Annotated in this window: 15 protein-coding genes and 1 tRNA gene; 8 read left to right on the forward strand and 8 right to left on the reverse strand. The window is 41.9% G+C overall.

Annotation, left to right across the window (positions count from 1 at the left end; all coding sequences use genetic code 11):
- Nucleotides 1-6: 6 nt before the first annotated feature.
- Both A0126_RS08445 and A0126_RS08450 read left to right on the forward strand, forming a co-directional pair.
- Nucleotides 7-849 (forward strand): transporter substrate-binding domain-containing protein, encoded by an 843-nt coding sequence (locus A0126_RS08445; protein ID WP_088837266.1) that lies wholly within the window; start codon nucleotides 7-9, stop codon nucleotides 847-849.
- Nucleotides 846-1,523 carry an amino acid ABC transporter permease gene (locus tag A0126_RS08450; RefSeq protein ID WP_088837267.1) on the forward strand — a complete coding sequence of 226 codons (678 nt, stop codon included), beginning with the start codon at nucleotides 846-848 and terminating at the stop codon, nucleotides 1,521-1,523. Before A0126_RS08445 ends, A0126_RS08450 begins: the two co-directional genes overlap by 4 nt.
- Before the next feature lie 60 nt (nucleotides 1,524-1,583).
- On the opposite strand, the gene A0126_RS08455 is transcribed toward A0126_RS08450, so the two are convergent.
- A complete protein-coding gene (locus A0126_RS08455) occupies nucleotides 1,584-3,428 on the reverse strand; it encodes a putative bifunctional diguanylate cyclase/phosphodiesterase (RefSeq protein WP_088837268.1) in 1,845 nt (614 codons plus the stop codon).
- A gap of 167 nt (nucleotides 3,429-3,595) precedes the next feature.
- On the opposite strand from A0126_RS08455, the gene A0126_RS08460 reads away from it, so the two are divergent.
- A complete protein-coding gene (locus A0126_RS08460) occupies nucleotides 3,596-4,225 on the forward strand; it encodes an FMN-dependent NADH-azoreductase (RefSeq protein WP_088837269.1) in 630 nt (209 codons plus the stop codon).
- On the opposite strand, the gene A0126_RS08465 is transcribed toward A0126_RS08460, so the two are convergent.
- The 4 genes from A0126_RS08465 to A0126_RS08480 form a co-directional block, all read right to left on the reverse strand.
- Entirely contained in the window at nucleotides 4,222-5,091 is an 870-nt protein-coding gene (locus A0126_RS08465; RefSeq protein WP_088837270.1) for a helix-turn-helix domain-containing protein, read from the reverse strand. The two genes, A0126_RS08460 and A0126_RS08465, sit on opposite strands and share 4 nt — an antisense overlap.
- 87 nt (nucleotides 5,092-5,178) lie before the next feature.
- The gene (locus A0126_RS08470) at nucleotides 5,179-6,057 is read right to left on the reverse strand and encodes a helix-turn-helix domain-containing protein (RefSeq protein ID WP_088837271.1); all 879 of its coding nucleotides are present in this window, start codon (nucleotides 6,055-6,057) and stop codon (nucleotides 5,179-5,181) included.
- A 94-nt stretch (nucleotides 6,058-6,151) separates the two neighbouring features.
- Nucleotides 6,152-6,222, reverse strand: a tRNA-Thr gene (locus A0126_RS08475).
- Nucleotides 6,223-6,321: 99 nt separating this feature from the next.
- A complete protein-coding gene (locus A0126_RS08480; protein ID WP_029330508.1) occupies nucleotides 6,322-6,519 on the reverse strand; it encodes a hypothetical protein in 198 nt (65 codons plus the stop codon).
- A 147-nt stretch (nucleotides 6,520-6,666) separates the two neighbouring features.
- Between A0126_RS08480 and A0126_RS08485 the strand changes: the two genes are divergently transcribed.
- Nucleotides 6,667-7,836: a MalY/PatB family protein gene (locus tag A0126_RS08485; RefSeq protein ID WP_088837272.1), complete on the forward strand. Its 1,170-nt coding sequence runs from the start codon at nucleotides 6,667-6,669 to the stop codon at nucleotides 7,834-7,836.
- 332 nt (nucleotides 7,837-8,168) lie between these two features.
- Nucleotides 8,169-9,641 (forward strand): sodium/proline symporter PutP, encoded by a 1,473-nt coding sequence (putP, locus tag A0126_RS08490; RefSeq protein WP_088837273.1) that lies wholly within the window; start codon nucleotides 8,169-8,171, stop codon nucleotides 9,639-9,641.
- 69 nt (nucleotides 9,642-9,710) lie between these two features.
- Here putP and A0126_RS08495 read toward each other — a convergent pair whose 3' ends face one another.
- The 3 genes from A0126_RS08495 to A0126_RS08505 all read right to left on the reverse strand — a co-directional run bounded on the left by A0126_RS08495 (nucleotide 9,711) and on the right by A0126_RS08505 (nucleotide 12,227).
- A complete protein-coding gene (locus A0126_RS08495) occupies nucleotides 9,711-10,508 on the reverse strand; it encodes a class I SAM-dependent methyltransferase (protein WP_088837274.1) in 798 nt (265 codons plus the stop codon).
- Nucleotides 10,509-10,596: 88 nt separating this feature from the next.
- Nucleotides 10,597-11,769: an IS200/IS605 family element RNA-guided endonuclease TnpB gene (gene tnpB / locus A0126_RS08500; protein WP_088837275.1), complete on the reverse strand. Its 1,173-nt coding sequence runs from the start codon at nucleotides 11,767-11,769 to the stop codon at nucleotides 10,597-10,599.
- Between the two features lie 143 nt (nucleotides 11,770-11,912).
- Nucleotides 11,913-12,227 (reverse strand): hypothetical protein, encoded by a 315-nt coding sequence (locus A0126_RS08505; RefSeq protein WP_029330516.1) that lies wholly within the window; start codon nucleotides 12,225-12,227, stop codon nucleotides 11,913-11,915.
- Nucleotides 12,228-12,439: 212 nt separating this feature from the next.
- Between A0126_RS08505 and A0126_RS08510 the strand changes: the two genes are divergently transcribed.
- The 3 genes from A0126_RS08510 (at nucleotide 12,440) to A0126_RS08520 (ending at nucleotide 14,159) form a co-directional block, all read left to right on the forward strand.
- Complete coding sequence (locus A0126_RS08510; RefSeq protein ID WP_088837276.1) at nucleotides 12,440-12,922, forward strand: GNAT family N-acetyltransferase; 483 nt, start codon at nucleotides 12,440-12,442, stop codon at nucleotides 12,920-12,922.
- A 92-nt stretch (nucleotides 12,923-13,014) separates the two neighbouring features.
- Nucleotides 13,015-13,713, forward strand: coding sequence for a queuosine precursor transporter (locus A0126_RS08515; RefSeq protein WP_088837277.1), 699 nt, complete (start codon nucleotides 13,015-13,017; stop codon nucleotides 13,711-13,713).
- Between the two features lie 89 nt (nucleotides 13,714-13,802).
- Nucleotides 13,803-14,159: a PilZ domain-containing protein gene (locus A0126_RS08520; protein ID WP_088837278.1), complete on the forward strand. Its 357-nt coding sequence runs from the start codon at nucleotides 13,803-13,805 to the stop codon at nucleotides 14,157-14,159.
- The last annotated feature ends 12 nt before the right edge of the window (nucleotides 14,160-14,171 follow it).

The following is a 14,171-nucleotide window of genomic DNA, read 5'->3' on the forward strand; positions in this document are numbered from 1 at the left end:
TACGTTATGAAAAATTCAGTAAAGTGGACAGGGCTCTTGATTGCAGGAACTACCCTTTTCCTTAGCGCTTGTGGTCAGGAAGAAGAGAAGACGACAGCATATGACAAAATCGTTAAGGAGGGGACGTTGACAGTAGCTACTGCCGGAACACTTTATCCAACGTCGTTTCATGATGAAGAGAGCAACAAGTTGACTGGCTTTGACGTCGAAGTCGTTAAAGAAGTCGCAAAACGACTCGATCTAAAAGTAAACTTCAAAGAGATGTCATTCGATGGTATGTTGACGAGCGTCAATACTGGACAAGTCGATCTTGCCGCAAACGATATTACAATCACAGAAGAACGGAAAGCAAAATTCGCATTTTCAAAACCTTACAAGTATACGTACGGAACGGCCATCGTTCGTAAAAGTGATTTATCTGACATACAATCTCTTGAGGATTTAAAAGGTAAAAAAGCAGCTGGCGAGGCAACGACGACTTACATGCAAATCGCTAAAAAATATGGTGCAAAAGAAGTCACATATGATAATGCAACGAACGATCAATATCTCCGCGACGTCTCGAATGGTCGAACGGATGTCATCTTGAACGACTATTATCTTCAAAGCCTTGCTGTCGATTTCTTCAAAGACTTCGACATCACGATCCACCCGGACATCGCCTATAATCCGAGTCAAGTCGGTCTCATCATGGATCTTGATAATAAAGAGCTCCAATCAAACATTAACGCTCAAATCGAGGCGATGAAAAAAGACGGTACGCTCGCAAAATTATCAAAGCAATATTACGCCAACAAAGATGTTTCAAAAATGCCTGACGTCAAAACGACGATTGTGGATGTGAATTGAGCAATGTCGACTGGCGCTCCGTGTTTAATCCTGAGTTAGCGGTTGATGCGTTTCCCTATATCTTAGGAGGACTTGGACATACATTATGGATTGCATTCGCAAGCATGGGATTAGGTCTGATATTCGGCTTGTTGCTTGCACTTGCTCGTTTATCAGCGTCTCGTTTTTTACGCCTGACTGCGACGCTCTATATTTCATTCATGCGCGGTGTACCGATCCTCGTGATTCTTTTCATGCTGTACTTCGGCTTACCTGTGATCAATATCGAACTCGATGCGCTAACAGCAGCGATAACGGGCTTCAGTCTCAACAGTGCTGCGTACATGGCAGAAATCATTCGCTCCGCCATTGTGTCTGTCGACAAAGGACAAAGAGAGGCTGCCCAGTCTCTCGGCCTCTCTCCTTATCGCGTCCTAGTCGGAATCATTCTCCCGCAAGCGATTCGTTTGGCAATCCCACCTTTATCGAACGTTTTACTCGATTTAGTCAAAGCGTCTTCTTTAGCTGCAATGATTACCGTCCCAGAAATCTTTCAACGTGCAAAAATCGTCGGTGGACGCGAATTCGATTACATGACGGTTTATTTCGTAATCGCCTTCATCTATTGGGGAATTTGCGCATTGATTGCAGCTGTACAAGAAGTTCTAGAGCGTCATTTTGCTCGTTATCTTTAACCGACATAAAAAGCACCGCCCGCTTGACGAGGAAAGTCGACTCGTCAAGCGGGCGGTGCTTTAGCCTTGTCTATAGTTCTTAGCTAAAAAGAGTTCAATTTGTATAGCTTGAAGAGGTTTATGGAACAAATAACCTTGCAACGTATGGCACCCTAACTGATTTAATAACCTTGCTTCTTCGACTAACTCGACCCCTTCAGCAACAATCGTCATGTTTAACCGTCTTCCTAACTGAATAATCATCTCGACGATTGCACGCTTCTCATCTGAACGGATTGCTTCTTGAACGATTTCTTTAGGAATCTTTAACTGGTCGAACGGTAATTCTACGAGTGTTTGCATTGAAGAAAAACCTGTCCCGAAATCATCAAGTGCAATTCGAATCCCATGAAGGTGAAGTTCGTTTAAGGTCTCGATAATCTGATTCGTTCCTTCGATAAAAATATGTTCTGTCATTTCGATTTCAAGCAAGTATGCCGGAAAATGTGTCTCTTCAAGAATCGTCAGTACTCTTTCGGTAAAATCGGGTTGCCTTAATTGCCATGGGGAGACATTGACTGCAATCGTAATCGCTCCATGTCCTTGATCCAACCACGTCTTTCCTTGCGCGCAAGCGCGGCGCATCACCCATCCTCCTAGCGTTTCAATAAAACGCGTCCGCTCCGCAATCGGAATGAACTCTAAAGGGGAAATCATTCCATACTTGGGATGATTCCAACGCACAAGCGCTTCCGCTCCAGTAATTTTGTGACTGTCTGCTTCTACTTGCGGTTGAAACAGTACAAAAAAATCTCGATCGAGTTCTGCATCGTACAAATCGCGTGTCAGCTGAAGCGCTCGCTTACGCTGATTTTGAGTCTCTGCATCCGTAATTGCATACGTGTTTTTTCGGTTCGATTTAGCTGTGAACAATGCAATTTCTGCATCATTGATGACATGATCAATGGATTCGTCATAAATAAAAGAAACACCGATGCTCGCTGTGACATTGATTTGTTTGAAATCAATTTGTACGCGTTCAGCGACACATGTTAAAACCTCCTCGCATAGCAGTTCAATACCAGCATGACCTTTCGCATGAAGTAAAAAAGCACTTCCGCTTGCTTTGGCAATTAAACAATCGGGAAAACGATTCATGAGTCTACTCCCAACCATATGCAACGTGCGATCTCCCGTCCGGTAACCGAAGGCATCATTGACCGTTTTGAAGTCATCTAAATCAATTAAACAAATTGCATCTCCTTCGCTTGAAATTTTTTCGACTTCAAGAACGAAATAAGACCGATTAGCGAGTTTTGTTACCGGATCAAGAAAGGCTTGCTCTTGTAAGCGTGAAAGATACTCGATATTACGTTCTAATCGTGTCACGTACTGACGATGAATCAATAAACTGATCAGCGCAGCAATGATGACTAAGCCGATTCGTGCGATATAATCTGCTGTATTAGTAACGGACGTGACATTCGGTGCATTAAACCAAATGTATAAGAGAGAAATGATCGTCGTCCCCGTCGCATAGACGAGCATCGTTCGATTAATGACGACAAGAGAACTCAGTAAAAAAAGAATCGCAGCTGCCCAAACGGTCTGAGCACCACTTTCGAGGAAGGGATAATAGATGAAAGGAATTAGTAAAAAAACACTCGACATCACGTGGGGTTTAAGACGATCCGGCATATTACTTTTCCCAAGCAGAAATTGACAAATGCCTACGAGAAAAATAAGTCCAGCACGTAAAAGGTCATACCTGTTCAAGCCGGATGTACTGAGTAAACTAGTAAGCACATACAAAATCGCACCCAAGCTCGTCAGAACTAAAATGATGGAGCCAAACAATTGATAGTTCGCTTTTGCTTCTCGATTATACTGAAGACTGGCGGAAGAAGGTCGCTGCTGATTTTTCATAGGAATCCCTCTTTTCTGTTCTATCCAATTGTCTTTTTCCTTTAGATCATACTTATAAAACCTAATTTTTCCTAAAATAATGATTTAGTTGGAAACGTCTAAATGAAAAGAGAAACGGGTATTCATTAAAAGAAGTGTTAATTATATGCTAAGAAAGGAGCTTAACGATGAGCCATCTGCTGTTTATCGAAGCCAATGATAGTACACATCAATCGAAAAGTCTTAGTTCACAGATGAATAACGCATTCCTTGCTTCCTATCGCAAGGAACATCCAGAAGATGAGATTACCATCCTAAACTTATTTGAAGAACGCCTTCCTTTTTTTGATTTACGTCTCGCTAAATCTGCCGCGAAACTATTTCGAGGGGAAACGCTCGATCAAGAGGAAGCCGAACAGGCGGAACGATTACAAGAATATTTAAATCGTTTCTTAGAATCAGAAAAAATCGTTTTTTCTTTTCCGATGTGGAATTTAAGTGTTCCTGCCCCCTTGCATAACTATATGGATTATCTCGCGCAATCCGGGCAAACGTTTCATTACACTGCGGAAGGATCCGTCGGACTTGTAACTGGTAAACGTGTACTACTCTTACATTCTCGTGGAGGTGACTATTCAACGCCTGATAAAATCGAATCCGACCATGCCGTACGATATATGCAGGACATTCTGCAATTTTTCGGAATCACGGATGTCAAATCCATCATTCTCGAAGGGCACCAACAATATCCGAATCAAGCCGAAGAACGGATTCAAAAAGCCCTCTTTGCATGTGAGAAGGCTGGGATGGATTTTTAGAATGTGAATAATAAAAAGTCCTTTTTTCCGTTAAGTACAATTTTTTCATAAGTCTTTAAATGAAAAGTACGAAATAACGTGTAGGCAACTGTATAGTCTCGCTTCGTCGATTCAATGTTTCCTAATACTTCGTTATAGTATCCACGTTGATAATAAAAATGAGCGATAAAGGAAGAATCATTCAAAGCGAGACTTTCTACTAATGCTTTCTCCGTTAACGCCATTCCTTCATCATATTTTTTTTGAAATGTCAGCAGTTGCGAATGGTTATAATAAATTTTTAATAACTGTTTCTTTAATTCCAACGTATCATATGATAAAGATTCTAATTCTAAATATACTTTTTCTGATAAATGAAATTGGTCATTTTCAGCATACAAATTAGAAATTGCCATTTTGATTCGAATGAACACTTGAGGAGACTCATACCAAATGTCTTCTTTCTCTGTCAGATGAGATAACAATGAAGAGGCCGTTCGATAATCAATATGAGCTATTTTAAATTTTAATAAAATCTCAAAATAAGACTTTAATAACGTCAGTTCTTTCGTTTGATTCACAATTTTTTTAGATATTTCCTCTTCTAATTGCCCGAACTTTTTTTCTCGAAGTAATTGAGAAAAATGCATATCATATTTACGATATTGTTCACTTTCTAATCGATCCTGAAACAATAATGATATGGGTACACGGAGCCGCTTCGCAATTTGTTGTAATAAATCAATTGTTGGAGAATTTCGTCCATTCTCAATTTTACTGATTTCTGCTTGACTGCAAATCCCATCACACAATTGTTTTTGTGTCAATTTTTTTTCTTTTCGAATTCGTTTGATTTCGTTTCCAATGGAAAGTGGTAATGAATTCATTCTTCTTTCCTTCCTTCATACTGAAAGTAAGCTGATAACTTTTTTTAGGACCAATTCAATTAGAATACGATCAATATAAGCAGAACGCTAATCGATCGTAAAATACATTAACTCGAATAGGTATTCATCTAGTATTTCTTTATACGCCTTATTTTCAGTAGCAATAAATACTACGTAAGCCTGCGTATATGCTTCTTTAATTTTTTCTGACGACGCACACACTTGTTCAAGCGCATATCCTTGCTGATAAAAAAAGTGCCCCAGATAACTCATGTCTTGCATTTTGTTGCTTTCATTAATGCCCTCGGTGGACTCTGCAATCACAAGTGAAAATTTTTTCAGTTTAATCAAATTTCTAATATAATTGTATTTTACTTTTAGCATTAATTTTTTATAATCATCGGTCACATAATCTAATTTCAAAGTCTCTTTGTAAATATTGTGCGCATGCATGTATTCTTTATTATTAGTATACAGGACGGCAACAGCCATCTGAATCCTGACATAAATTAAAAAGTACTCTTCAAGGATTAATTTATCATTTACCAACTTCAATAACTGAGAAATACACGTACGATAATCAATTTTTTTCATTTCCACTTCATTAATCAATTGATAATATCTCAATAAAATTCTCGTGCCTTCTGCAGTCGTATTTTTTAGTTTCTGTGGGATGATTTTAAGAATCTCTGCATGTTTTTGAGCACGCATCAATTGTGTTATTTGATGATCAATTCGGTGAAATTCTTCTATCTCTTCTTCCTCCATAAAAAAGAAAGAGACCGGAACACGTAGCTTTTTCGCTACATCTTGAAGTAGTTCAATCGTCGGTGAATTTTTCCCATTTTCTATTTTGCTAATTTCAGCTTGACTACAAATATTTCGGCTCAATTCTTGTTGAGTAATTTTTTTCTTTTGACGTAATTTCTTTAAGCGCGTACCAATTGTTCGTTGTACAGAAGTCATTCTTTTTCTCCTTTAATATAAAACGAGCAAATAGAGTAAAAAAAGTCCCCCGTCCAAGTTAATTTTACTTGTTACGGAAGACTTATTTATTCGATGCTTCCGGCGAGAATCGAACTCGCACTGCAGCATTACCATTGCTGAGGTCTGCCATTAACCTACGGAAGCGTACATATTTCTGATATCAGTATAGCTTAGATGAAACATTTCTTCAATAAAAAAACTGACAGACGTTGCCAAGTCTGCCAATTTAGAAGAGTTATTTACTTATAATACGGTTTTTGTTAGCGAATTATCGAACACGATAAGAACTGAGTAATGTTCGTCTGCTTTTGATGCAACGAATGTAGAAAACTTAAGTGTAATGATTGAATTTGAACCGACTCCGTTTTCTTCGAAGAAATGATTCATTCGTTCTTCTAACTCCTCAGGCGTACGTCCTACCAATACTTTTGAATGCAACATCTTATTCACCCCGTCTATTTTTTGTGTACGATTATGGTTTTTCCCAAAAGCGTACACTCTAAAACCTACAATTTTTCAACTTGCTGAATTTCAATCCGTTCGATAAGGTGAAGACATGAATCATATTTTACGAAGGAGTCGAGGCATATGAAAGATTACATGTTTGATGAAATCATTGATAAAAAAATGACGGGTTCGGTCAAATGGGACGGCTTAAAAGATTTATATGGAGCAGAAGAATTAATTCCGATGTGGGTCGCCGATATGGATATCCGACCAGCGGATTCAATCGTCGGGGCATTAACAAAACGGATTGCACACGGTCATTTCGGCTATTCCCTATTCGAAGATCGAGCCAAACAAGCCATTCAAAACTGGTTTTTGAAACGTTATGATCAACAGATTGAACAATCATCGCTCCTTTATTCGAGTGGCGTCGTCCCTGCTCTAGCACACAGTCTCTTGGCACTGACCGATGAGCATGATGAGGTCATCATTCAAACTCCTGTTTATCCCCCGTTTCACCAAATCATTCAATCGAACAATCGAACGCTCATTGAAAATCCGCTCCGCTTGATTGCAGGACGTTATGAAATTGATTTCTTGAGTCTTGAAGCACAGATGAAAACTGCGAAAATGATGATTTTATGCAGTCCCCATAATCCAACTGGTCGGGTGTTTAATCGGAGTGAACTTGAAACGATTGTTGATTTGGCCAAGAAATATGACGTTTATCTTCTGTCCGATGAAATCCATGCTGATTTGATTTTTTCCGGTAACAAACACCATCCGATTTCAGCATTTTCATATGAGAAGGCAATTCTCGTCAGTGCACCTTCAAAAACATTCAACATTCCAGGACTTTATGCTTCTTATCTAGTTGTTCCGAACGAAACCATTCGTTTGGAAATCGAACGTGTCCAGCAAGCAAACTTTGTTCATCCGAACGCGCTTGCCTCAACGGCAATCATCGCTGCCTATGAGGATAAAGCGAGCGAACAATGGCTTGACCAACTTCTCTTATATTTAGAGCAAAATCGTGACCATGCTCTCAGACGAATCGAAACGGAGATGCCGTTACTATCTGTCGTCAAACCTGATGCAACCTTTTTACTTTGGATTGATTTTGAGCGCCTCGGATTGACCGAAGACGATCGTGCGACTTGGCTCGTTGAACGAGCATCCCTCGCCTTAACCCATGGAAAAGCATTCGGAACGAACGGCGTGACATTCGAACGTTTAAACTTCGGATGCCCGCGGCGCCAACTAGACGAAGCACTCGACCGGCTGCATGACGCATACCTCAGCTTGATGTAAATGATTTTTCTCTAAACAGATTAGCACATGCTAGTCTGTTTTTTAATTTTTCACATTTTACACTAATTTCACAAATACTGAAATACGTTCATCTGATTTAATCATTACAATAAAGTGACGAAAATCAGAAAATTAGAACTTTAGCAGGGACGAAAAGTGTCCCAACCCCTTGATAGACTAGGCTTGAAGCCATTTTCCGCCTGTTTGCAAGGACTTGCAATGTAGTTTTGGCACCTGTAAGGTTGGGAACAAATAAGTCATCGATGTTCACTTTTTAACTTTTTTATCCCGAACAGACGACGACAACTACATGCATGGGAGGATTTATTTTTATGTCGCAAGAATGGATTTCAATTGGCCTGTATCTATTTATGATGCTTGCCATCGGTTACATCGCGTATAAACGAACGACAAACACGGAAGACTACATGTTAGGCGGTCGTAACTTAGGACCGGGCGTAACAGCACTATCTGCTGGTGCTTCTGACATGAGTGGTTGGATGTTGATGGGACTTCCTGGTGCCATGTATGCTACCGGCGTTTCAGCACTTTGGCTTGCATTAGGATTACTGATTGGTTGTTACATCAACTATATCGTCCTCGCTCCACGCTTTCGTCTCTATACGGAAATGGCAAACGATTCAATTACGATTCCAGACTTCTTGGAGAATCGTTTTAAAGATACATCACGTATCTTACGGACGGTCTCTGCGATCGTCATCATCGTCTTCTTTACGTTCTATACTTCAGCCGGTATTGTATCGGGTGGTAAATTGTTCGAAAGTTCATTTGGCTTTGATTATCATTATGGTATGCTCTTGACGATCGCGGTCGTTGTCGCCTATACACTCTTTGGCGGTTTTCTCGCAGTCAGTTGGACCGACTTCGTCCAGGGTTGTATCATGTTCGTCGCTCTCATCCTCGTACCAATCGTCGCATTGACGGATGTTGGTGGTGTCGACGGCGCATTCAACTATGCGGACAACTTAGATCCTACACTATTTGATCCGTTCAAAGGAACGACTGTCCTCGGAATCATCGGATTCCTCGCTTGGGGACTTGGTTACTTCGGTCAACCCCACATCATCGTCCGCTTTATGGCAATTCGTTCTGTTAAGGACTTGAAAAAAGCCCGTCGTATCGGGATTGGTTGGATGTTCTTCTCAATTTTAGGTGCGATGCTGACAGGTCTTGTCGGGATTGCCTACTTTGAAGGACAAGGTAATGCACTCGGTGACCCAGAAACGGTCTTTATTCGTTTCGCTGATGTCTTGTTCCACCCGTATATCACTGGCTTCTTGATGGCAGCCATCTTGGCAGCAATCATGTCGACAATTTCTTCTCAGCTGCTCGTTACATCAAGTGCGCTGACGGAAGACTTCTATAAGACGTTCTTGCATAAAGAAGCGTCAGACAAACAACTTGTTTTAATCGGTCGTGGTGCAGTTTTAGCCATCGCAGTGATCGGAACATTCCTTGCCTGGAACCCTTCAGCGACGATTCTTTCACTTGTCGGTTACGCATGGGCTGGTTTCGGTTCTGCATTCGGACCAATCATCTTGCTTTCACTTTACTGGAAACGGATGACGAAACAAGGGGCACTTGCCGGAATTATCTCTGGTGCCGTCACAGTTATTCTATGGGTCCAACTCAACTTTAGCGATACGCTTTATGAGATGGTTCCAGGATTCTTTACAAGTCTTCTCTTTACAGTCGTCGTCAGCCTTCTTACGAAACAACCTGTTGACTCTGTACAAGACAAGTTTGATGATATGGAAGAAGAATTAAAAGAAGTCACACAATAAACACTAAAAAAATCTCCATCCTGTTCAGTCGTCGACTGATGAGGGTGGAGATTTTTTCGTCGTACTAGATTACGTCAATTCAATCACACCGTAATGAAGTTTCGATGATTTCCGTTTAATACGCTCAAAAGCAAATTGATTAAACAACTCACTCTCAAAATGGGCTTTTAAGACGATTCGTCTCTTTGCGACTCGTTTTGCTTCCTCGATTGCCTCAATCGATAATACTTCATAGTCAGCAAGGGTGCGCAGGCCGTTCAAATGCGTCGACTCCGTCACTGTCTTTTCAAACATTGGATCAAAATAGATGACATCAAATGAATCCGAGGGCAAGGTCTTTAAATAACGGATGTGTTGTTCGTTCAGCACCTCGATCCGGCGCATGGCATCATTGATCGGCTCATAGCCTTCTTGCCAAGCAATCAGTCCTTCACGAACGATGAGTGCCGTTTCTGCTTTACTCTCTAACGCTACGACTTGACCACTTGAGCCGACAGCATGGCTCATGACGATTGCATCCGCTCCTAATCCTAGTGTGCAATCAAGAACGGTCATTCCCGGCTTAAGCTTGGCGATTGCAATTAATGGATCATGACCCGATGCATCAAATTGTTTTATCCGAAAGACCGCACTAGACGGATGAAAGAAAAACGAGGCTTCTTCATCTAACGGATAATATTCCAACCGTTGCTTGTCAACGACTAAAAGGGGTAAGCGGTGGGTTTGTTGTAACGACTGAATGCTGTGTTTTTTACGTTCGACAACCTGAAAGTCTAGCGCTCCCTCTTGCATCAACTGATGTAAGCGTGTTTCGACGGCAGCGGTCGGTCTTAAACATGTTGTCAACAACACCTGTTCTTTCTTCACTTGATTCACTCCCTTGAACTACCTCCACCTACGCTTCGCTTAGAGGTGTAGGATTCCTGAGTTACCCGACCTAACGGTCGAAACCTGATCAGGCTAACCCCGTCGTCCCGACGATTGAAGAAGCTAAAAGGCGTTCAGCTTCTTGTTTGAGGTTCAATCCTGCGTTCACATCGCGGTCGTGGTGGATGCCGCAACTCGGGCATGTCCATTCACGTAAGCCAAGATGTTTCACGTCTTTGTGTTGATGTCCGCAACTGGAACACAGTTGACTAGAAGCAAAGGTCTTGCCGACCTTGACGACAGTCTTCCCGTACCATTCTGCCTTGTATCCGAGCATGCGGAAGAACTCCGACCAACTGACTTCGGAGATGGACTTGCTCAACTTGCGATTCTTCTGCATGTTCTTCACCTGCAAGGTCTCGATGCCGATGACGTCGTGGTTTTTGACGATCTCGGTCGATACCTTGTGCAGGAAATCGGTTCGCTTGTTCGCGATCTTCTCGTGGATGCGGGCGACCTTCCGCTTCTGCTTCTGATAGTTCTTCGCCTCGGAAAGTGTTCCTTTCTTGTCCAAGGTCAACCGTTGACGACGAGAGAGTTTACGTTGTTCACGCGCCAGCTTCTTCTCAAGCGAACGGAAGTAACGGTCGTTCTTGTATACCGTGCCGTCTGACAGGATGGCGAAGTGCTTCAATCCGACATCGACGCCGACGGATGAGCCCGTCTTCGGCATTTCGTTGCTCTCCTGCTCGACGAGCAGGGAGACGAAGTATTTTCCTGAAGCGTTACGTCGGATCGTGGCGTTCAAGATGCGTCCGACGACCTGCCTCGAATTAGCGAAGCGCACCCACTTCAGCTTTGGAATTTTGATCTTGGCGCCGACGATCGAGACTTCTGGAAGTTGAGACTTGCCTTGAATGTTCGTCTTATACGATTGAACAGGGTTGCACTTTGACTTGAAGCGAGGCCGTTCGTTCTGCTTCTTGAAGAAGCGGTCAAAGGCATCAGCAAGATGTTTGACGCTCGTCTGGACAGACGTGCTATCGACTTCCTTCAGCCAGTCGAACGCCTGCTTCAACAACGGAAGTTCTTTCGAACAAGACCCGTAAGACAGTCCTTTACCTGTCGCTTTATACGTCTCATCCCACTTCGCTAAAAAGTGGTTGAAGACGAAGCGCGAACAACCGATCGTCTTCGCAATCAGGATTTCCTGTTCTTTTGTCGGGTAGATTCTGAATGTGTAGGCCTTGTGAGTCAACATGACGTTCACCTCCCTACAACGGATATACCTGAAAGAGAGGGTGGCGATTCATCTCCCACCTTCACTCGATCTTCACCCTGATCGTTTAGAAGTGGGCGTATTCTCGCCTAATTTAGAAAAAAAATAAGCTAGCCCAGGCCAGCTTATTTTTTTTTCTTCAATAACCCTTCGATATCTTCGATGAGTGCTTTTTTAGAAATCAAATCTTCCTGTTTTTCTTGCTCGACTTTTGCGTCGACTGTCGTCCGTTGCAATAATGCCTGCAACGTCTCATCGATACTTGATTTCAAATGATCCCGATCTTCTTTATTTAACGCAACATCATGTCGTACATCATCACCTTGCTCATCCAACTGACGTAAGCGTTCTGTCAATTGTTTTGCCTCACGATTCAAATCAGCATACAATCGTTCGATTTGCTCGAGGCGTAATTTAATACCATCTCGTTCAGTGAACATTTTTCCATCTCCTTCCAATACATATATGTCTACATCATTACTTTACCATATTCGACGTCAAATGATACAACGACATTCCGTTTACAGGTGCTTCCGAATACTTTTTTAAAGATGTCCCTCCTCCCTTCCCATCGGCTATCTTTTGCTTTTTCGTTCTTTTACTCGCTATAATGAACATGCACAGGTAATTGCTATCAGAGGAGGATAACGTCATGGATTTAAAACGTCGAACACTACGACATGTAGACCAAGTGGAATTCGAACATTTCGTAAAATATGGCGAGCCGGCCTACGGACTGACGAAACAAGAGATTCGAGGCTACGATCAGGAACTCGGGACCACTCGTGCCTTTGATTCACTCGAACACAGTTACCCAGAGGATTTCTATTTTGACATTATCGTCGAAGACCAAGTCGTCGGTCGTGTCTTGTTATTAAAAATGGGTCATTACTTCCAGCTCGATTTGATGATTTTTGATTCATACAGCGGGAAAGGTTATGGAACAAAGGCTGTTCAGTCCGCTTTGCATACATCGAACGTCCTTGAAGTATACGAAGTACGTGCTCGCGTCTTACCGACATCACCTCATGAACAGATTGCACGGAAAATTTTCCTTTCCAATGACTTTCAGGAATCAGACGGGTACTTCGTCAAAGGCCGTCGAAAACGTTATTCGCTTCAACGTCCCGATTGACCACCGACGCTCTCGAGCGTCTTTTTTTTGACATATTTTAAAATTACGCGTAAAATTTTGCTCTGTATGACCTAGAAAGGAGCACATTATTTATGAATGAATGGTTATGGTTCCCCTCGATTATCTTAACGATGGGATTGTTATTACTTAGTTATCGTTTTTTTGGTAGAACGGGATTGATGGTCTGGATTGCGATCGCGACAATCATCGCCAATATCCAAGTAACACAACAAGTCGATATCTACTCGTACATTTTCACATTAGGAAATGTCGTGTATGGAAGTTGTTATCTTGCCACGGACATCTTGAATGAAAAATACGGAAAAAAAGTTGCGCGTCAAGGTGTTTTCTTAGGATTCTTCTCTTTGATTGCTACGACCATCCTCATGCAATACAGTCTCCTTTACTCACCTCTAAATGATGCTTTCGCGAAGGACATGTCTTCATCGATGAACTTATTATTCGGTTTATTACCTTGGATTGCACTCGGTAGTCTTTCTGCTTATTTGGTCTCACAACTATTTGATGTCTTCATGTATTCGAAGATTCGTCAAAAGACGGGTGAAAAAAATTTATGGCTCCGAACAACTGGTTCAACAGTCATCAGCCAATTGCTCGATACGTTAACGTTTTGCGCGATTGCTTTTCACAGTCTCCCGTTTGATATTTGGTGGCAAATCTTTTTGACGACGTATGTTGCGAAGTTCGTCATCGCATGGCTCGCGACACCATTTATGTATATCGCGAAACGGATGAACCCGCCTGCTGATTCGACGGATCTCGCAGCCTGACATCAAAAAATCCAATGACTTCATTCATCAAATCGAGGATGGAAGATTTCATTGAATTAACGGATAATGGGAAGTGGGAGGTGGGATGATTGAAAATCAAACGGAATGAACCTTTTCGCTATACCTTTAAAGAACCGATCACAGGTGAGTTTTACCTCGTTAAAGACGGACGCCGCACACCAGCTGGATTGATGCACATCCATAATATTTCTCCAAGTGGTATCGCCATCACGACCCCACTCAAGTTACCTTTACAGAAAACGACAACAATCATCGTCGAGTTTTCGTTGCTTGCCAACACGGAACCTTTAAAAATTGAAGGGCAACTGTTACACGAAAAGTGGATTGGAACGGAGCGGTTATACGGACTACATCTACACACGACTAAACAAGACCGTGAATCGATTGTTCAAGCCGTCAAACATATCGCTAAAAATGAACGTTAAGTGTGATGAAAC

Source organism: Exiguobacterium sp. N4-1P (assembly GCF_002214325.1).